General features: G+C 38.2%; 21 protein-coding genes. 9 read left to right on the top strand and 12 right to left on the bottom strand.

The window, feature by feature from the left end; genetic code table 11:
* Positions 1 to 29: 29 nt before the first annotated feature.
* Entirely contained in the window at positions 30 to 509 is a 480-nt protein-coding gene (locus C8K15_RS02785) for a transporter (RefSeq protein WP_108584906.1), read from the top strand.
* A 70-nt stretch (positions 510 to 579) separates the two neighbouring features.
* Here the strand turns inward: C8K15_RS02785 and C8K15_RS02780 are convergent, their stop codons facing one another.
* The 6 genes from C8K15_RS02780 to C8K15_RS02755 form a co-directional block, all read right to left on the bottom strand.
* Positions 580 to 954 (bottom strand): ankyrin repeat domain-containing protein, encoded by a 375-nt coding sequence (locus C8K15_RS02780; protein WP_233260361.1) that lies wholly within the window; start codon positions 952 to 954, stop codon positions 580 to 582.
* Between the two features lie 75 nt (positions 955 to 1,029).
* Positions 1,030 to 1,845: an alpha/beta fold hydrolase gene (locus C8K15_RS02775; RefSeq protein WP_233260360.1), complete on the bottom strand. Its 816-nt coding sequence runs from the start codon at positions 1,843 to 1,845 to the stop codon at positions 1,030 to 1,032.
* A gap of 162 nt (positions 1,846 to 2,007) precedes the next feature.
* Positions 2,008 to 2,433, bottom strand: a complete 426-nt coding sequence (locus C8K15_RS02770) for a hypothetical protein (protein ID WP_108584905.1) — start codon at positions 2,431 to 2,433, stop codon at positions 2,008 to 2,010.
* A gap of 411 nt (positions 2,434 to 2,844) precedes the next feature.
* Complete coding sequence (locus C8K15_RS02765) at positions 2,845 to 3,267, bottom strand: protein-tyrosine phosphatase family protein (RefSeq protein ID WP_108584904.1); 423 nt, start codon at positions 3,265 to 3,267, stop codon at positions 2,845 to 2,847.
* A gap of 12 nt (positions 3,268 to 3,279) precedes the next feature.
* Complete coding sequence (locus C8K15_RS02760; RefSeq protein ID WP_108584903.1) at positions 3,280 to 5,397, bottom strand: type IA DNA topoisomerase; 2,118 nt, start codon at positions 5,395 to 5,397, stop codon at positions 3,280 to 3,282.
* A gap of 98 nt (positions 5,398 to 5,495) precedes the next feature.
* Positions 5,496 to 6,683 carry an alanyl-tRNA editing protein gene (locus C8K15_RS02755; RefSeq protein WP_108584902.1) on the bottom strand — a complete coding sequence of 396 codons (1,188 nt, stop codon included), beginning with the start codon at positions 6,681 to 6,683 and terminating at the stop codon, positions 5,496 to 5,498.
* Positions 6,684 to 6,788: 105 nt separating this feature from the next.
* On the opposite strand from C8K15_RS02755, the gene C8K15_RS02750 reads away from it, so the two are divergent.
* Entirely contained in the window at positions 6,789 to 7,046 is a 258-nt protein-coding gene (locus C8K15_RS02750) for a hypothetical protein (protein ID WP_108584901.1), read from the top strand.
* Positions 7,047 to 7,071: 25 nt separating this feature from the next.
* On the opposite strand, the gene cax is transcribed toward C8K15_RS02750, so the two are convergent.
* From cax to C8K15_RS02735, 3 genes are all read right to left on the bottom strand, one after another.
* Positions 7,072 to 8,127 (bottom strand): calcium/proton exchanger, encoded by a 1,056-nt coding sequence (gene cax / locus C8K15_RS02745; protein WP_108584900.1) that lies wholly within the window; start codon positions 8,125 to 8,127, stop codon positions 7,072 to 7,074.
* Between the two features lie 168 nt (positions 8,128 to 8,295).
* The gene (locus tag C8K15_RS02740) at positions 8,296 to 9,015 is read right to left on the bottom strand and encodes a 3-ketoacyl-ACP reductase (RefSeq protein WP_108584899.1); all 720 of its coding nucleotides are present in this window, start codon (positions 9,013 to 9,015) and stop codon (positions 8,296 to 8,298) included.
* Between the two features lie 125 nt (positions 9,016 to 9,140).
* A complete protein-coding gene (locus tag C8K15_RS02735; protein ID WP_199224056.1) occupies positions 9,141 to 10,265 on the bottom strand; it encodes an amidohydrolase in 1,125 nt (374 codons plus the stop codon).
* A 216-nt stretch (positions 10,266 to 10,481) separates the two neighbouring features.
* Between C8K15_RS02735 and C8K15_RS02730 the strand changes: the two genes are divergently transcribed.
* From C8K15_RS02730 to C8K15_RS02720, 3 genes are all read left to right on the top strand, one after another.
* On the top strand, positions 10,482 to 11,654 hold the full coding sequence (locus C8K15_RS02730; protein WP_108584897.1) for a M20 metallopeptidase family protein: 1,173 nt from the start codon (positions 10,482 to 10,484) through the stop codon (positions 11,652 to 11,654).
* A gap of 281 nt (positions 11,655 to 11,935) precedes the next feature.
* Positions 11,936 to 12,277: a P-II family nitrogen regulator gene (locus C8K15_RS02725; RefSeq protein WP_108584896.1), complete on the top strand. Its 342-nt coding sequence runs from the start codon at positions 11,936 to 11,938 to the stop codon at positions 12,275 to 12,277.
* Positions 12,278 to 12,289: 12 nt separating this feature from the next.
* Complete coding sequence (locus C8K15_RS02720) at positions 12,290 to 13,573, top strand: ammonium transporter (protein ID WP_199224050.1); 1,284 nt, start codon at positions 12,290 to 12,292, stop codon at positions 13,571 to 13,573.
* A 117-nt stretch (positions 13,574 to 13,690) separates the two neighbouring features.
* Here C8K15_RS02720 and C8K15_RS02715 read toward each other — a convergent pair whose 3' ends face one another.
* Positions 13,691 to 14,512: a squalene/phytoene synthase family protein gene (locus C8K15_RS02715; RefSeq protein ID WP_108584895.1), complete on the bottom strand. Its 822-nt coding sequence runs from the start codon at positions 14,510 to 14,512 to the stop codon at positions 13,691 to 13,693.
* A 243-nt stretch (positions 14,513 to 14,755) separates the two neighbouring features.
* Positions 14,756 to 15,298, bottom strand: a complete 543-nt coding sequence (locus C8K15_RS02710) for a flavodoxin family protein (protein ID WP_108584894.1) — start codon at positions 15,296 to 15,298, stop codon at positions 14,756 to 14,758.
* A gap of 204 nt (positions 15,299 to 15,502) precedes the next feature.
* On the opposite strand from C8K15_RS02710, the gene C8K15_RS02705 reads away from it, so the two are divergent.
* Complete coding sequence (locus C8K15_RS02705) at positions 15,503 to 15,790, top strand: RNA polymerase sigma factor (RefSeq protein ID WP_108584893.1); 288 nt, start codon at positions 15,503 to 15,505, stop codon at positions 15,788 to 15,790.
* Positions 15,774 to 16,403, top strand: a complete 630-nt coding sequence (locus C8K15_RS02700) for a DUF4825 domain-containing protein (RefSeq protein ID WP_158268247.1) — start codon at positions 15,774 to 15,776, stop codon at positions 16,401 to 16,403. Before C8K15_RS02705 ends, C8K15_RS02700 begins: the two co-directional genes overlap by 17 nt.
* Positions 16,404 to 16,532: 129 nt before the next feature.
* Here C8K15_RS02700 and C8K15_RS02695 read toward each other — a convergent pair whose 3' ends face one another.
* Positions 16,533 to 17,462, bottom strand: a complete 930-nt coding sequence (locus C8K15_RS02695) for a catalase family peroxidase (protein WP_108584891.1) — start codon at positions 17,460 to 17,462, stop codon at positions 16,533 to 16,535.
* A gap of 147 nt (positions 17,463 to 17,609) precedes the next feature.
* Here C8K15_RS02695 and C8K15_RS02690 point away from each other — a divergent pair, with 147 nt between their 5' ends.
* Complete coding sequence (locus tag C8K15_RS02690; RefSeq protein WP_108584890.1) at positions 17,610 to 17,957, top strand: ASCH domain-containing protein; 348 nt, start codon at positions 17,610 to 17,612, stop codon at positions 17,955 to 17,957.
* Positions 17,958 to 17,960: 3 nt separating this feature from the next.
* Positions 17,961 to 18,401 carry a DUF2269 family protein gene (locus C8K15_RS02685; protein ID WP_108584889.1) on the top strand — a complete coding sequence of 147 codons (441 nt, stop codon included), beginning with the start codon at positions 17,961 to 17,963 and terminating at the stop codon, positions 18,399 to 18,401.
* Positions 18,402 to 18,517: the final 116 nt, after the last annotated feature.

Here is an 18,517-nt window from a genome sequence, read left to right as displayed (position 1 = left end):
CGAATACAGATTAAAGGAGGTACCCATTTTTGGTTAATCAATTTTCCCCATTTCAACCAGGTGATGAATCACCAGGCTTTGGAGGCCCAAACTTTCCTGGACAAGGAGGGCCAGGCTTTGGATTCCCAAATCCCCCTGGACAAATGAGACCACCCGGATTTCCTGGTCAAGGACCTGGTTTCCCTGGTCAAGGAGGTTTTCCTGGACAGGGAGGATTCCCAGGAGGAGGCCAACCGTCTTCTAGTGCACCGACTGGACCACCACCATCATTCGTTCCCCAACAACCAGCTGGAGCTCGAGGCGGGGCACAAGCATTTGCAGTAGATCCTGGTGCGATTCGTGGATGTTTGTTCCGTTTTACCTATATATGGTTAAGAAACGGTCGTGCTTTTTGGTTTTTCCCAACATTCGTAGGTAGAGAATCTGTTGCCGGATTTAGATGGAATGGTCGTAGATGGAGTTACTACGGAACGGATCTACAAAGAATTTCATCTTTCCAATGTTTTTAAGTAAATCCAATTTCAATTAAACAAGAGGACGTTATGAAAGTCAGCAATCCTGACTTTCGCAACGTCCTCTTTATTTGATGATGATTATTCTTCTATTGCCAGAAAAAATCTTCTTCATTATCGACACTAAATAAGTAAAAGCAGACTCCCCTGACGGATCTTGTAGTGCTAGGTCCGCTCCATACTCATAAAGCATAGATGCCAATTCATAATTATCATTGTATAACGGACCCACTAGTACATTTGAATAATCATCTTGAGCATTCGGGTCTGAACCTGCTTCTAATAAAACTTGTGCGATTTCATTTTCTCCAGAAAATTCAGCATAGGATAAAGCTGTATAGCCTTCTGCATCTCTTGCTTCTAAATCAGTATCTTCTTCAATCAAAGCTTTCACTTCTTCTAAGCGAAAATGAATAAATTCACACATATAATATTGGAGCAACAAGAGTAAAAAATTTAATCAATAAAACGAAAAGACCATTGCTCAGGAGAACAAAGGTCTTTACGTAAATTTACATTATGATTTTAAAAAGTGCTGAATTTCGGATATGAGGATTTCAGGCTTTTCCATCATACTCATATGGCCTGCACCCTTAATTAATGCTTGTGAAATCGTATCTTTATGAACTGAGAATGTTTTTTCGGGAGGAATTACTTGATCTTTTTCACCTGCAATCAGAAGTGCAGGAAGATTGCTGCTTTTTAATACATGATTTCGATCCGGCCGATTTTTCATTGCCTTCAACATGCCGATTGCGCCCTCTTTAGTTGTCTCACAACCAATGTTTTTCACTTTTTCCACATCTCTTGCATGTGAACCTACGTTATCAGGAGAAAATAACTTTGGAACTAGACCTTCTATTAGTGCTGAAACACCTTCTGATTCTACTTTATCTATCGCCGAATCTCGACCTTCTTTTGCTTCCTCTGTATCCGGAAATGCTGATGAATGGATTAATGAATATCCGTGAAGTCGTTCTTCGTATTTTTCCGCAAATGCCAGTGTTATGTATCCGCCCAAAGAATGGCCAAATAACGTTACCTTATCTAAATTCAAACCATCTAATAACTCTTTTAACGTATCCGCCATATATTCCATCTCATAATTCCCTTTAGGAAAAGTTGAATCTCCATGCCCTGGTAAGTCTGGTACAATTACTCGATTCTTTTCGGATAAGGTGGGGATTATTTTATCAAAATAGGCATGGCTACCGCAAAAACCATGAAGCAAAACCACTGCTTTTCCTTCTCCAGTATCTTGATAAGCTAATGTCAGATTAGATAATTCTATTTGATGATGATCCCTCATAAACATACCTATAACAACTCCCATTTTAAGGTTTTGTCATATGAATACCCGTATTTCAAAAAAAGTAAGCAGGAATTTGAATTTATTGTATAAATCACGACAAAAAAATACATAGTAATTTTACAAAATTATTCTTTTTCAATCAAAAAAAGCATACGTATAATGAATACGCATGCTTTCCTTTACTTATTGAAAAAATTTAATTAATTGATTACTTGATGGCTCTTGTAGGGGATACGTTTCATCACTGTCAGTTTGACAAACGACATGTAATGTAGGAGATTCCTTAACAATAAACTTCCAATGAGACGTTTTTGAAGTACTAGTTGCTTTAAGTTCTTCACGCATCATTTTTTTTCTGAAATTAGCAAGCTTAGCAATTAAGAAACGTTCTTTGTAACGAATAAGTAAATATCCATTATGAGCGATTCGATTGTACTTGTTTAAACTAACTTCTCTTAAATCAAATCCATTAGACTTGTTTTGAACTGACGGTGACAATACAAAAAAATCTCTTTTCTTAAATATGGTTGTATTTAAGTGTTGAATTAATCCTAATTCATTTGTCAAGAAGTCCTTGTTGACTGCACTTGGAATTTGATCTTTCTCCATACTTCACCTCTTCTAAAAGTTCTCTTAGTACAAGTATACACCTTTTTTAATGCAATTTCACTCACTAAATAGGTAATATGCTCCCTAACGTTCAATTTGCAAAATTTGTCGAAGCATACAAACCTTGCTGTACAAGGGATTCAAGTTGTTCTTCAAAATTAATAATAATTTTTTAATCCATTCGTATGAAGACTAAATTGACATTAATCCCTTAATAACCTTAAACAAATGATCCACTAAAATAGACTGTTTCGGGAATAAAGTTTGATGAAAAAACCAGTTAAATTCAATCAAAATCGTCTAATGTTTTCGTATTTGGCAAAATAAAAAGTAAACCAACTAACTTTCACAGCACTAAAAAAAAGTAAGCACTCTTCACTATCAGAAGATTGCTTACTTATTCTATGCTTATCATGCCCCATATATTCGTTTTAAAGCTTCTTTGAATTGAGGTTTCACGTCAACTTCAGGTCGAACCATCTTCACTCTTGCTTCAGCTTCTTCAATTGAATCTGCTAAACGAAGTTCCATTAACGTAGCAACTGCCATTGTTCCTGCACGGCCACGTCCAGAATTACAATGGAAGAAAATTTTCTTTCCATCTTGGTAATCTTGAACAATTTGCTTTACTCCCGTTCGGATAGACTCGTCTTGAAATTCACCATCATCTACAATTGGTTGATGTTTACTGATTTCGCTTGATGATGCTGCAACTTCTGCACGTAAATCGTACACGACATCGATTTTTTCATCTTCTATTGCTCTTTGTACATCAGCTACTCCACCAACAAAAATACGATCATCGATTAACGCTTGGTATTGTTTATCATTCATTCTGTAATCCTCCTAAAGGAAATCTAATTTAAGTTGACCATTCGTTAAGACGAGTTTTGCATTGAAATTTTTACCAGCTTTTGAAACAAAACCTGTAATCCCTTCAGTTTTGCCGTGTGTACATAAATCTTCAATATGTTTTGCTGATAAACGCTTTTTTAAATAAATAGCTGGAAACGTCTGCTTGCAGCCTTCTTTATAAGCAGAACAACCATAAAAATTCTTTCTAGAAATGATGGTTCCTTTTTGACAAGTTGGACAAGTCGCAATTTCTTTTCTCGTTACAAAGGTTTCAGTCGTCATTTGAAACACTTTATCGTGAAGTTGCGCTGGGACTTCTTGAATTAAATGATTCAAGAATTTCGCGATGCTTCCTAAAAACAGCTCTGAAGAACCTGTACCAGTTCCTATTTTTTTCAAATACGCTTCCCACTTTGCTGTCATTGCCGGGCTAGCAAGTAAATTCCCTTCGATGGCTTCACAAAGGACTCGTCCTTTTTCAGTAATGGCCACGATGTTTTTATTTACTTCAATATACCCATGTCGCTTTATAGTTTCAATAATTCCGCTTCGAGTCGCTTCTGTCCCAAGGCCTTCCACTTCTTTGAGTATTTCAGTTTCACTAGCATCTTCGACAAATTTTCCACATGTTTTCATCATCGCTATTAATTGACCTTCAGTATATGGCTTAGGCGGCGAAGTTTGGCCTTCTTTGATAGCTACTTTACTTTTCACTTGTTCATGAAGAGAAAGCTTTGGCAAGGTTGGCTCTTTTGATGCTTTAGGATCTTTGTCATTCGAAAATAACTCTTTCCAACCTTTATCGATTTCCGTTTTGCCACTCGATAAAAAAGCAAGTCTATTAACTTCTGTCGTCACAGTCGTTTCTTGATACAAATAATTTGAATGGAACATGGCAAGTGTAGTACGGAGGACCTCTTCATATAAATTGCGTTCCTCACGCGACAAACCCGCTAAAACTCTCTCACTTGGGATTTTTTTTGTAGGAATGATGGCATAGTGCTCCTGCACTTTTGAACTGTCAACATACCGTTTACTTGGCCTTCTTGAAGCGATGTTGAAAGGTTGCTGAATTAATTGTTGATATGCTTCGACTTGGCTTTCTAAGTATGAAAATTCATTTGGTGTTATGAATTGAGTATCTGTTCTCGGATATGTGACCAGTTTCTTTTCATATAAACTCTGCATCGTAGACAATACTTTAGCAGGGCTGTATTTCCACTTGCGATTTGCAGTAGCTTGTATGGTCGATAATGCATGCAACTTTGGTGGAAGTATTTTTTTATCTTCCTTCTTTAATTGCTGAACCGTACCTGGTAGAGTCCCATTGATTTGATGCTTCTGTAACAGCTCTTGAACTTCTTCTATCTTCTTCATCTTGCCTTTTACTTTCCCTTTATAAGAACCGTGTTCTGCTTGGAACGTTCCTTCTAATTCAAAAAAGGCTTCCGGCACAAAACGTTCAATTTCAAGAGCACGTTGATAAATTAGATAAACAGTAGGTGATTGCACTCGGCCAATGGAAAACACTTCTCGAATTCCTTTTTGTTGAATAAGGAGTGTGTAAAGTCGGGAGCCATTCATCCCAACTAGCCAATCACTCATTTGACGGGCTTTTGCTTCTTCATACATTAATAAATCTTTACGATTATCTTGTAACTGAAGAAACCCTTTTCGCACTTCATCTACTTCAAGTGAATTAATCCATAACCGCTTAATTGTTTTATTGCGCGCACGTGTGTAATCAAAAATACTATAAAAAATATTAGACCCTTCGCGATCCACGTCACACGCATTTATTATGGTATCTGCTTCATAGATGAGCTTTTTGATAATCCCAAACTGCTTCTCTTTTCCTTTCGCAACTTGAAACTGAAACTCTTCCGGTAATATAGGCAACGTTTGAAGTGACCACTTGGCCCACTTCGAGTTGTGAGATTTCGGATCACGCAGCTCGACTAAATGACCGATTCCCCAAGTAATATAGGCACCTTGTGGAAACGCTTCACATGCTTGCACATCAAAAAAACCTTCTTGCTTTTTCACTTTGAAAGCATCTGCATACGCTTTTGCCTGACTTGGCTTTTCTGCAATAATCACTGGTTTCACCAAACTCCCACCTTTCTTTATATAAATCTGTAGGAAAATTATAGCATTCACCGAACACATATTCTACTTTTATAGAAAGTCTTTACTATTTCAATATATTAAAAAGCATGAATTTTTTCTAATAGTTGTTCGCCAGTTTGGTCCGTCGCTCCGCCGCCTTGAGCGAAAGTTTCCGAACCTCCACCTTTGCCATTGATGAGGGGTAGGATTTGGGCGATTAATTGTTTCATGTTCGTTTGATTGTCAGTACCTCGTGCCAATACAATTTGTAGTAAACCATCATTTTCAGCGATGAAAATTAACTGAGAGGTTGTTGCTTCTGTCACTATAAGTCGTGCAAGTTTTTGTAATTGTTGTATGGACCGTTGTTGGAATACACGTTCAATCGACGTAGTGCCTTCCTTCATATCGCCAACAATTTCTTTCACTTCGTAGTTCAGTAATTGTTGTTGAGCTTCATCCAACGTTTTCTCATGTTTCTTGCCATTATCCAATAATACTTTCACAGAGTTGACTACTCCATCTTCCGAAGCACTTAATAAGTGAGTCACTTCTTGTAATGTTTTTTGTTTGCGATGAAGTTGATCTAGCACTCTGTTGCCACAGACGAAATGAACCCTCACATGACCTTTTTGCATTTCTGTATCAAGTATTTTCAATGTACCGATTTGACCTGTTGAAGAGGGGTGAGTTCCTCCGCAACCGTTATAATCAAAATCCGGAATAATAACTAAACGAATATCTTCCTCGACAGCCACTTTTTTTCTTAGAGGATACGTTGCCAGTTCTTCTTTGTTTACCCACTTTGTTTCAATCGGGCGATTTTCTAAAATGATTTGATTTGCTCGTTTTTCCACTTCAAGTAACTGCTCATCAGTGACTTTTTTTACATCTAAGTCAATCGTTACTAATTCTTTTCCTAGATGAAAACTGGTTGTTTGAATTCCATATAATTCTACAAACGATGCAGTCAAGAGATGTTGACCTGTATGTTGTTGCATAAAATCGAAACGACGCTGCCAATTAATCTCCATTTCCACTGCTTCGCCCACTTCTAATAAAGGTTCAGCTATGTAATGCCTAATTTCTCCATCTATTTCTTCTACATCGAAAACCACTACTTCATTGATTTTACCTATATCATGAGGCTGACCACCACCAGTGGGGAAAAAGACAGTTTCTTCTAAAGTGACGTACCATTTTTCTAATTCATCTTTTGCTACATTTACAACTTTCGTCATGTCACGTTGAAGGTAAACATCTGCATAAAATAATTTTCGTTTCATTCAAACAAGCTCCTTTAAATGCGTAGTTTAAGCACAATGTGTAATAAATAGTGAAAAAGGGTATATAGAGTACTGTACCATCAATTTGTACCGAGGAGCCATGGAATGAATATAGACTTACGACAAATAGATAACAAGTCTTTACCTAGTAATCCTCGTAGGGAGATTCTCCATACGTTCCGAGGAATTATGATTTGCAGTTTTTACGATTCAACGATTTTGCAAATAAAAAAAGCTTCTTTACCTAATGAATTGGATATCCTTAAATCAATTAACCGCAATACTGGGTTACAATTTCAGTCTCTTTTAGAAATTGCACAACATGTCGATATGTTGGCACAGAAAAAGCTTTTGACCGATTAGTGTCAAAAGCTTTTTTTGTGTAATTTTATAATAAATAAAAACCGATACCCATGATTAAATATGCCGCCAGTAATGTGAGCCCTTCAAACCAGTTGGATTCACCGTCGTTAGACACACTAATAGTTAACAATACTGCTGTAGCCATGGCTACGAGTTCTGGAATCGTAAATACTAGTGGCATTGCTGTAGGCATAAACAAAGAAATAATGACTAGTACCGGTGCCACAAACATGGCGATTTGCAAAGTGGAACCAATGGCAATCTCCACAGCTACATCCATTTTGTTTTTCATCGCCATTAATATGGCAGATGAATGCTCTGCTGCATTCCCGACAATCGCTACAATGATTACCCCAATAAATAGTTCAGACCATCCAAATTGTTCTCCAACCGCTTCAAATGTATGGACCAAATTTTCAGAAACATAAGCAACAGCTAGAGTTGACAATAACAAGATGATTAACGCTTTTTTCTTCGACCATTCAGGTTCTTCATGCTTTGTCGGTACATCTTCTTCAGTATGAGCATACACTCCACGATGTGTGACCAATTTAAAGAATAATCCAGCTAAATACAAAACAATCATGATAATGGAAATACCAACGCTCAATTGTAACGTTTTCGTTTCATTCATGGACAATGAAAATATTTCTGGAATGACAAATGCCACAAAGACCGCGAACACCAGTAACCCAGAATTATGACGTGCATCATGAATGCTAAATTTCTGTCGTTTAAATTTAATCCCACCTAAGAAAAAGGAAAGACCTCCAACTAAAAGTAAATTTCCTAATACAGATCCAGTTAACGATGCTAACACCACTCCAATTAATCCAGCTTGTAATGCAAAAATTGAAATAATCAACTCAACCGCATTACCAAAAGTGGCATTTAGTAACCCACCAATTCGCGGTCCACTAACAATCGCAATACTCTCTGTTGCACGACCCATAAAACTTGAAATGGCAATAATCGTAACCGAACAAATAATAAACATAACAATGCTAGACCAATGTAACAAAGAAGCGACCACAGTTAAGGGCACTCCAATCATAACAAGAATTGTAAATATTCGATTCATACCTTCCACGCTCCAATTAATGAAATGAAATAAAATTAATTGTATTCCTTAACCATACCCAAGTAAATGATAATTTCACACATTCATTGAAGATGTTTTTAAAATATTTAAAAATGCCAGGCAAGATAGCTAAATTCGCCTCTCTACCTGACATCCATCAAAAATATTCTAAGGATTTGTTGACCAAAGTCCCGCTTCTTTAACAAAGATGCGTTTGTTTAATTTCAATTGAGACACGATAAACTCTGCAATATCTTCAGGTTGCATAACTTTATCAGGATTTCCGTCTGTCAAATCATTATCGATCGCTAAATCTGTGGCAACAGTACTAGGTGTCAGTGCTGTTACACGGATGTTATGCTTGCGCACTTCCATTGCCAAGGATTCCGTAATTCCAAGCACGCCAAATTTTGATGCACTGTAAGCACTCGTAATTGGTGCACCTTTTTGTCCTGCAGAAGAAGAAATATTGATAATATCTCCAGATTGCTGTTCGATCATGCCAGGCAATACTGCACGAGTCACATAATAAACTCCCATCAAGTTGACTTGAATGATTTTTTCCCATTCTTCAACGTCAAGGTCCATAAATTTGCCGAATTTCGCAATTCCAGCATTATTAATCAAAATATCAACCGTTCCCAGTTCACTGGTCAATGAATCAATTGCCTTTGTGACTTCGTCATTTGAAGAAACATCAGCAGTTGCGAAAACAGCTTTTACACCTTGTGCTTCAGTTTCTTTCACAACTTGCTGCAAATGTTCTTCAGAACGAGCAAGAAGACCTACATTAACGCCTTCATTTGCTAAAGCAATAGCTATTGCACGTCCAATACCACGTCCTGCACCTGTAATAATAGCATTCTTACCTTTTAGAGTTGTTGCCAATATGATTTCCTCCTGATCTTTATGTAGTGAATGCTTCTAAGTTCATTAGAAGAAAAGGTTCATAAAGGGCATTATAACGAATCAAAAGAACAGTTAAAAGAAAGCAGACTCAGAAACGCCTTCTTTCATTGTAGCCCTCGAGTTTCATGAGTAGCTGCTCTCAGTACTGTCGCCGCAAGAACACGGGCGCCGACACCCAGTGCATCACGGTCGAATGACATTTTAGGATGATGAAGGCCAGGTTCTAAGTTTGCGCCCACACCTAACATAGTGGCTTTTATTGAAGGATGCTTGATCGTGTAAAAGTGAAAATCATCACTTCCTGAGGTAATAACTGCTGGCGCCGTGTGTTCATCACCTAACACTTCACGTATTGCTGCATCTGCTAGGTTTGCAGCGTTCGCAGATACTTCTGCAGCAGGCGTGTAATCATTCCATTTCCATGAAATTTCCACATCATACAAAGCCCCTAAGTGAGCCAGTCCTCCACTCACTTTTTCTTGCAAGCGAGTCAATACCTCATTGGATTGTGCCCGAACATCAATTGCAAAGGTAGCTGTTCCTGGAATTATATTGAGACTTTCCCCACCTGCGTGCATGTTCGTCAATTTTACAGAATACGGTTCAAATGGTGATTCGTAAATGGACTTAATAAATTGATGGATTGCAACTAGCAGATCAATTGCATTCTTTCCTTGGTGAGGTCGCGCGCCATGTGCATCTCCACCTACGATTTTCCCTTCACAAAATACACCCGCTCCATGATGGATGGAAGGTGTCACTTTTCCGAAAGGTAATTCTTCAATCGGGCGTAAATGAATGCCAAATAAGTACGTAACATCATCAACAACCCCCCGTTCCATCATCGCGATTGACCCGTTTCCTTTTTCTTCGGCTGGTTGGAAAATAAAACGAATTCGTTTATGCAATGAATACCCCTGCAAATAAAGCAATGCGCCAAGAACCATGGAGATATTGGCATCATGTCCACATGAATGATTTGCTTGAAAAACACCGTCCACTTCCTGCCACAGCGCATCGATATCTGCCCGAACGGCTATTACTTCCGTACCGCTGCCAATTTCAGCGACGAGTCCAGTGACATCACTGAACGTTCGATATGTCACGCCAAGTCTATCCAGTATTGTTGCGATTTTTGCCGTCGTTTTGATTTCATTCCAACTTATTTCAGGATTTGCATGGAAATGAGAAAACCATTGTTGAATTTGTTGTTCTATTTGCTGATTCATTTTCATCTGGTCATCTCCTATTATTTTCGATAATATTCTAAATGTGTATAAATATTCACTTTAAATATTTATTATACGATATTAATCATTTTTGATACAATCATTGTGAAGTACACTATAAATACAATTCTCTTTAATTTGAAATTCCCCTTCCCAGGTGAATTATTTACCTTATTTCTACCATGAAATTTATTATTGTTACTAGGAGGAATCGTTATGAAAGAAGTTGTTTTGCGTAAATTGGAGCAGACTTTTAGTGAAATGGTTGAGGTTCGTCGTCATTTACATATGCACCCTGAATTGTCTCACAAAGAAATTAACACGCCTGCCTTCATCGCTAATCAGTTAGAAGCGTTTGGGGTTGAAGTAAAACGAGGAGTTGGCGGTCGTGGAGTAGTCGGCACAATCAGAGGTGGAAAACCTGGAAAAACGATTGCATTCCGAGCGGACTTCGATGCATTGCCAATCCAAGACATGAAGCAAGTTCCATATAAATCGACTGTTTCAGGTGTAATGCATGCATGTGGTCACGATGGCCACACAGCAGCGTTACTTGGATTTGCAAAAGCTATGATGGAAATAAAAAACAAGCTATCTGGTAACGTGGTTCTTATCCATCAATTCGGGGAAGAACTCCCGCCTGGTGGTTCACGGGGGATGATTAAAGACGGATGCCTAGATGGAGTTGACCTTGTCTATGGTGCTCATTTGCAAAGCAAAATGGACAGTGGACATGTCTATGTGCGAGATGGTTACCTGCAAGCTTCCGAAGACACCATTAGAATTGTGGTACGTGGATTTGGTACACACGGAGCGGAACCACATAACGGGGTTGATCCAATATTAGCTGCAAGCCACATTATGGTCGCTCTACAGACAATCGTCAGTCGCAATACAGATCCATTGAAGGAACTGGTGGTATCCATTGGGAAATTCCATGCGGGAGAAGCCGACAATGTTATCCCGAGCGAAGCTGTGCTTGAAGGAACAATTCGTGTATTCGATCCAGAATTACGCAACTTGGCAAGTCGCCGCGTGCGTGAAATTGCCGAAAATGTTGCAATAGGCTTAGGAGCGATTGCAGAAGTAACAATCAAAACTGGCTACGACTCATTATGGAACCACCCGGAAGCAATGGAAATCGTCAGACACGCAGCCTTCGATCTCTATGGTGAAGATGCAGTCATGGAAACACCTCCTGTGATGCCTGTTGAAGATTTCAGTTATTACACACAAGTTTTGCCAGGCGCCTTTTTCTTTGTTGGAGCGAAACTACAAGATGAATCACTCGTTTTCCCACACCACCATGAACAATTTGATTTTGACGAAAATGCGATGCTGATGACGGCTAAACTATTTGCAGCTATCTACTTTGAAGCACAAAAATAAAAACAATCGGTTTAGTAGTAAAAGTGTAATTTGACGATTGACTAACATAATCAATATTTAGGAGTTAAAGAAAGCGGTCGTTGTTTTTTACAACAGCCGCTTTTTGTATATAAAAATAAAAACCTCATCCCCTTTTTATTAGGTCAATATCCTCATATTTTCACTACATGTTATAAAATCTAACATCAATTTTAAAAATAGTTTGATTATTTAACTTTTTTGAATTACCATGTTAGAAAACCTAACATATGTTAGAGAGAGAAAACGAAAGGAGAAGGATTATGAAAAAAATTGAGGCAATTATTCGACCGGATGTGTTTTCAGATGTTCGGAAAGCGTTAGCGTTAGAAGGTATTGATGGTCTAAGTGTGACTGAAATTGCTGGGTGCGGTAGACAAGAAGGAAGAACCGGGCTATTTCGTGGAAACGTGTATGAAATGGAATTTTCAGCGAAATTGAAATTAGAAATGGTGGTTGAAGATCATTTAGTGGAACCAATTATTGAAGCCATATTAGAGTACGCAGCTACTGGCGAAGTGGGAGATGGAAAAATTTTCATTTTTCCGGTGGATGAAGCAATTCGAATTCGGACAAAAGAACGCGGCGCAATCGCCGTATACTAAGGGGGAATTAATATGGAGGCAATTGAAGCAGTACAGAGTTCTGTCGACATGATGTGGATGATGATTGGTGCAATTTTAGTATTCTTTATGCATGCAGGTTTTTCGATGGTCGAAACAGGATTCACTCGTTCCAAAAATACAGTGAACATATTAATGAAAAATTTATTGACCTTATCGATCGGTGCACTCCTTTATTTTATCGTAGGATTTGCGATTATGTTTGGCCCTTCTGCCTTCGGTCTAATTGGCACTGAGGGGTTTGCCTTACTTGGGCGTGAAGATATTGGTTTCTTTGTGTTCCAGGTTGTCTTTGCCGCTACGTGTGCAACGATAATCTCGGGCGCAGTAGCCGAGCGGATGAAATTATCTTCTTACCTTCTACTAGTAGTTGCGATGGCTGGGGTTATTTACCCAATTGTTGGACACTGGGTTTGGGGTGGTGGATGGCTATCTAAATTGGGATTCATCGATTTTGCTGGATCATCAGTCGTTCACTTAACTGGAGCAGTTGGTGCATTAATTGCTGCATGGCTGATTGGTCCTCGCATTGGAAAATATCGAGACCACTTAGTGAATGTCATTCCTGGCCACAGCATCCCGCTAGGAGCGCTTGGCGTCTTAATATTATGGGTAGGTTGGTTCGGATTTAATGGAGCTAGCACACTTGCGGCTGACGCTACACTAGTCCCAATAGTTATTGCTAATACATTACTCTCTGGATCTGCAGCAGTAATATCTACTGCTTTCTATACAAAGCTTCGCTACAAACAAATGGATGCTTCACTTTCATTAAACGGAGCTCTTAGCGGACTAGTGGGAATTACTGCTGGTTGCGCAAATGTTTCACTTGTTGGTGCTATTTTAATCGGTCTTGTTGCAGGTGTGTTGATGACGGAGAGCATTCGCTTCTTTGATGTTAAAGCAAAAATCGACGACCCTGTCGGAGCTATTTCTGTACATGGAATCGGAGGGATTTGGGGAACACTTGCAGTTGGTTTGTTCGACACAACAAACGGTGCACTATATGGCGGCGGCTTAGGAATACTTGCAATTCAATTAGTAGGTATCGCTGCAATCATTACTTGGACATCACTAACTGTCGGTGGTAGCTTGTTAGTAATACGTGCGTTTAGTCCTTTACGAGTTTGTAAAGAAGCAGAAACTGTGGGATTGGATTCATTTGAACATGGTACTCAAGCATATGAAATGCACGATGTCTTTAAGGGGACAACACCACGCACTGAGGACTTCGCCCAACGTCTTACTCAGCTAGGAAAATCTGTAGAAGCAAGGTAGAAATATAAACATAAAAGTGCCAGTCACTCAGTGGGTTAGCGGGACATTTCATGTCCAACTAGATCCTTGGTGGCTGGCACTTACACTTTAAAATTATTTTCAGTCTGCAATTTTTGATCAATTGTGATTTTCAAGGTCAGCTACGATTGATTCGACTTCCTTACGGGAAATTTTCTCACGACCTATTTTCATTGCTTTTAATGTACTATTTGCAAGAGCAAGCGGTACTTTACAAAACATCGTAATTCCACGATTGTTAATATCTTTCACATAATCGTTACCCATTGCTAAGTTTTGCTTTGCATATAAAAATAAATCTTCTCTCTCCCAACCATCAGGCAAGAAACGCACGCCCCGCTCATGATCTTCTTCTTGATTACGTAAAATATTTACTGCTTGTAAGCCTCGTCCAAAAGCAATCGCTTTCTCACGATCTGTTTCGGTATTATCATGCCATTTCCACAAATCAGACAACATGCATCCAACTAGACCTGCCACATAATACGTATAATCATCTAAATCTTCTTTGGTCTTAATGCGCCAGTCTTTATCGACCCATTTCGCCATACCTTCTGCCATATCAGCAGTTGACGCTTTTACCTTTTCTACTACATCCGGTGGACATAATAAAATCCAATCTGCTAGACGTTGGGTTACGATTGGAAGCAAGTTTTGGTAAGGTTGAATAAGTGCACGATACTTTTCAGCGTCGAAAGATGTTTTCATACTTTCACTAATCGATGTTAATAATTGACGTTTTGTCTCAGCTTTCATATCTGGATGATCTTCTATTTCATCAATGGCACGCATACATAAGTACGCAGATGCAACCGTTTTTCGTAAGGTCGGCTCTAGAAAATTTATTGGAATGAAAAAAGTCCGACTCGTTTGTTTTAATACATCCATCGCTTCTCGTTGTAATAAAGCAGCCTCACTCATACTCGGTTCCTCCCGTTCCAAATACTATTTCGACTATGTAATTCTTATGTTAGCACGATTATTACCGCTTAATCCTTTAATCATACATTATAAATGAGTTTTCGTACGTTCTAAACAAACAAAATTCACGAAACTGATAAAAAAGAATTAATATTTCTCTAAAAAATGCCAGACACCGACTTGTGTTGGGAGATTATTCCCTCCAAAGAAGCTTCGGTGTCCGACACTCTATTATAGGATTATTTATTGACTTATTTTTTTATTTAAGTGAACCGCAGCTGTAATTGCCGTCATGTCTTCGGTTATATCACCCGGACGACTCGCTTTACCAAGTACATAACCTCCAAATGTCATGCCCATGAATTCAAAGATATAGTTAAATTGCTGAATGAGCGGTAGCCCTTTTAAATAAGGATTGTCGCCACCCACTGCTACGACATATGCTTTTTTTGTGCCAAGTTGTTTTTTAAAATCTGGGAATTTCTCATCGCGCATCGTATGTGACCATCGATCAATAAAGTTTTTCATAGTTCCTGACATACTGTACCAATAAAGAGGTGTCGCAAATATAAATGTGTCATGTTTCATCATTCTCTCAACCAACTCACTATAGTCATCGTCCACATCTGTGAATCCACCTTCTGTGTGTCGACGATCATCAATTGGTTGAATTAAGAAATCGCGCAGAAAAATTTTCTCTACTTCAAGTCCTTTTATCACATGTTCCGTTAATTGTTCAGTATTCCCATTTATGCGAGTACTTCCATATATCACAGCAATGCTCATAATGTATTGTTCTCCTTTATGTTTTATTATTTAATCTAACCAACTAGTAGTGTATGCATATTACCCACCAAGTTTAACTAAAACCCCAACATTTTTACCCTTTATGCTTATTCCAACTAGATTTAATAAATTCTTTTCATTTTACATGCGATACTCATGAATAGAATTCGACTAATACATAACGATAGAATTCCGGAGGGTGTAATGGGGAAAAATCAACAAATCTCACTATGGTTTGACTTGTATAGTGATGTGATTTACCAGTTCTTTCTGTATAGGATAGGCTCTTCAGACGTTGAAGACTTGGTCCAAGTAGTTTTTATACAAGCAATTAAATCCTATGACTCCTTCAATGAAGCAGCAAGTCCAAAAACCTGGTTATATAGTATCGCTCGACATCTCGCTATTGATGAAATACGAGGCAAAAAACTTGATACATTCTATTTTACTCAAAGAACTGCAAAAAGAGTCTCCTATGAAAAAGAGACGTGAATCATACAAGCACCTCTTCATCAATATAGCGGGCATCGCGGTGTTTGCATTACTGGCATTCTTCGTTTTCAACTCAATACAAGAAAACAATAACTTCCAACCTGCCGAGCAATCCTCTTTTATAGACGATACTGTATCACTTCAAGGAATATCCTACAAGTTGGAGGATTACACGCCATATAAAGGATCCTATATAGGAGATAATAGCTCAGTGATTGCGATTTTGGATGAACTTCCTGGTGCCAAGTATAGAAAAACGATTGAATTGCAAACAAAAAAACAGCCCTATGGATTAACAGTCAATTATGGACGGAATGATAAAGAACAGATGACCACTGGTGAATACGAGGAGTATTGGACAGATAAAAGAAGCATGCTATTATACAATGCTAGCGTATTATTTATGGTTATTGATAACTTGGACACCATCGATTTTCACTTAGAACCCGAAAATGATAAATTGATGCATTTCCAATTCACTCGAGCAGAAATCGAAGGATTATACGGCCGTGATATGTCCTTTTACGTTGGTGATTCTAAATCGTGGAAACAAGAAGTCCTGTCCGTTATAAAAAGTGACTCAGCAATTAATGAATTTTATAGAAACCGATAAATGTAAGAATTCGCTTCCAATGAAGGTAAATTAAAAACGAGACGTTATCCACATGTGGATAACGTCTCGTTTTCTGAATTTTATACACATTTTGTGGATAGTTTGCTTCATAATGTGTATATCTTACTGTTATTGGCCTTTTTTCCGTCTATCATAGGAAACAGAATACGCATCTTTACGAAAAGATAGGATTTCGTCATCCGAACATTCGATACCCGGAGGTAAAACAGTCGGATCAAAGACAAAGTGATCTTGATCTACAATGGCTTTTGTTTTCACTCGCAATACTCCTGCATTAATTCGTTGTCGATCCTTTGGCCATTCTTTTGTCGGATCATCAGTAGAATCACCTTGTTCTCCTATGACAATTTGTAATCGAAATCGAACTTCTTCTAGCTTTACACGTTCGCTCATTTCTATTCCTAAATAATCTGATGGTAAAGATATAGCTTCCTTAATTGACAATGTTTCTATACCAGCTTCGGGTTCCCATTCGAACTTTACGGGTGTTCTAAAGCCCTGTTCATTTACTAAATAAAATGCATGCACTGCGCAATAGCGACCTGTAGCGTAACTTTTTGTATGTTTAAGTTTGCGTATCATTTGAAAGGCTGCTCGACTTTCTGGATAGGATGCAAAAAGGTTAACCATATCTTTAAAATGGGGCTTTCCATTCTTAAACGATTTCACTGTATTTAAAATATCAAAGAATATTTGTGGAGATTTCGTGACAAAGATTGGTAATGTAATACTTACTAAATTAGTTACAGCATCATTTGGTAATTGGAATTGTACAGACATTCCTTTTACTGCAGCAAGAGCATCGGCAGTTGATGGGTTCGGTGAGCTATTTGAAAAACGAACAATTGCTTGAACTTCAGTATCTCTTAAGTGAGAGGCTGTCGTAAACGCTGAGGCTTCACCAGTTGGCGTAAATGTAGCTTCATATAACATCCCTTTTGCATGCGCACGACGATAACCTGGAAATGTTCCTGCAATTTCTTCAATACGGTTTACAGTACTTTTTGCCAATACTGTTTCGGAAGTTTCTACTCTCATATATAATCCCCCTTCAAAACTCATTAAATTTACTTCATTAAATCATGGTTCAAATTCTATTTAGCGTGTACACTAATAATGAATGTTTACTAACAAGATACCCAACATCCAAATTAAACTAACTTAAACAAAAAGGCGGAATTTAAAATGACGAACCAAAACGAAGTAAATTTACCTCCAAAAACGTGTTCTGTAGACCGTTTAGTGACAATGGAGTCTGATGTTGAGAAAGTATTACAAGGACAAAAAACCGCTACTCGTCGTAACGGTCGTTATGCAGATATTGGTGAAATTATGGAACTTAAAGGTACGTCATTTATTGTTGATGCTGTGTATATTCAATCACTTGGTGATTTAACAGATGAACATGCAAAACAAGAAGGCTTCACATCCGTAGAAGACTATAAACAATCTATTTTATCCTACCATCCGGGTATGCCTTGGTTGCCAACAATGACGGTATGGGTGCATGAATTCAGCCCAGTAAAAAAATAAACAATGATTGATTGGTATGTTTTTATAGTTTTCATCCATGTTCTAAGTGCCGCGATTTCAGTTGGTCCACTTTTCGTATTGTTTGCAATCTTAAAAAAGATGCGCGAAGCCGATGCGACACTTGAGACATCTTACATAGCGATTTTCCGCTCTGTGGTCCGTCTAATTAAACATTCGGGTCACGTTCTCGTTGTCTCAGGTATTTTACTAGTTTACCTCGGACCTTGGCCTTGGAGTACTTCTTGGATTGTGATGACAATCGGTCTTATGGTGGTCTCAATTTTCTTCCTTGCCCGTGGATTTTCAAGTACCCTCAAAAAGTTTGTTATCCCTGGTATTGACCGTTTGAAATTGATCGCTAAACTTTACAAAGCTACATGGGTTTATATAACCTTATTGGCATTGATGCTCGCTTTAATGGTCATTAAACCAACATTGTGGTAACGACAAAAAGACGTAAGATGAACAATCATCTTACGTCTTTTTTTGTCTAAATTAATGTCTATTCGAATATTTCATGCATAATCTCGAGCTAATTTGCCATAGTAAGAACGTATTGA

It is taken from the genome of Paenisporosarcina sp. OV554 (assembly GCF_003058165.1).
Classification (GTDB): domain Bacteria; phylum Bacillota; class Bacilli; order Bacillales_A; family Planococcaceae; genus Paenisporosarcina.
Note: the sequence above shows the minus strand (reverse complement) of the source record. Positions and strands in the feature narration are given on the sequence as shown.

What these genes read in the sequence shown, in the direction of transcription:
- C8K15_RS02775 (WP_233260360.1), bottom strand. Translation starts at nt 1,845, where the DNA reads ATGGGAGTTGTTATAGGTATGTTTATGAGGGATCATCATCAAATAGAA.
- C8K15_RS02730 (WP_108584897.1), top strand. Translation starts at nt 10,482, where the DNA reads ATGAAAGAAGTTGTTTTGCGTAAATTGGAGCAGACTTTTAGTGAAATG.
- C8K15_RS02690 (WP_108584890.1), top strand. Translation starts at nt 17,610, where the DNA reads ATGACGAACCAAAACGAAGTAAATTTACCTCCAAAAACGTGTTCTGTA.
- C8K15_RS02685 (WP_108584889.1), top strand. Translation starts at nt 17,961, where the DNA reads ATGATTGATTGGTATGTTTTTATAGTTTTCATCCATGTTCTAAGTGCC.
- C8K15_RS02695 (WP_108584891.1), bottom strand. Translation starts at nt 17,462, where the DNA reads ATGAGAGTAGAAACTTCCGAAACAGTATTGGCAAAAAGTACTGTAAAC.
- cax (WP_108584900.1), bottom strand. Translation starts at nt 8,127, where the DNA reads ATGAATCGAATATTTACAATTCTTGTTATGATTGGAGTGCCCTTAACT.
- C8K15_RS02705 (WP_108584893.1), top strand. Translation starts at nt 15,503, where the DNA reads ATGGGGAAAAATCAACAAATCTCACTATGGTTTGACTTGTATAGTGAT.
- C8K15_RS02765 (WP_108584904.1), bottom strand. Translation starts at nt 3,267, where the DNA reads ATGAATGATAAACAATACCAAGCGTTAATCGATGATCGTATTTTTGTT.
- C8K15_RS02750 (WP_108584901.1), top strand. Translation starts at nt 6,789, where the DNA reads ATGAATATAGACTTACGACAAATAGATAACAAGTCTTTACCTAGTAAT.
- C8K15_RS02735 (WP_199224056.1), bottom strand. Translation starts at nt 10,265, where the DNA reads ATGAATCAGCAAATAGAACAACAAATTCAACAATGGTTTTCTCATTTC.
- C8K15_RS02725 (WP_108584896.1), top strand. Translation starts at nt 11,936, where the DNA reads ATGAAAAAAATTGAGGCAATTATTCGACCGGATGTGTTTTCAGATGTT.
- C8K15_RS02770 (WP_108584905.1), bottom strand. Translation starts at nt 2,433, where the DNA reads ATGGAGAAAGATCAAATTCCAAGTGCAGTCAACAAGGACTTCTTGACA.
- C8K15_RS02710 (WP_108584894.1), bottom strand. Translation starts at nt 15,298, where the DNA reads ATGAGCATTGCTGTGATATATGGAAGTACTCGCATAAATGGGAATACT.
- C8K15_RS02700 (WP_158268247.1), top strand. Translation starts at nt 15,774, where the DNA reads ATGAAAAAGAGACGTGAATCATACAAGCACCTCTTCATCAATATAGCG.
- C8K15_RS02720 (WP_199224050.1), top strand. Translation starts at nt 12,290, where the DNA reads ATGGAGGCAATTGAAGCAGTACAGAGTTCTGTCGACATGATGTGGATG.
- C8K15_RS02755 (WP_108584902.1), bottom strand. Translation starts at nt 6,683, where the DNA reads ATGAAACGAAAATTATTTTATGCAGATGTTTACCTTCAACGTGACATG.
- C8K15_RS02715 (WP_108584895.1), bottom strand. Translation starts at nt 14,512, where the DNA reads ATGAGTGAGGCTGCTTTATTACAACGAGAAGCGATGGATGTATTAAAA.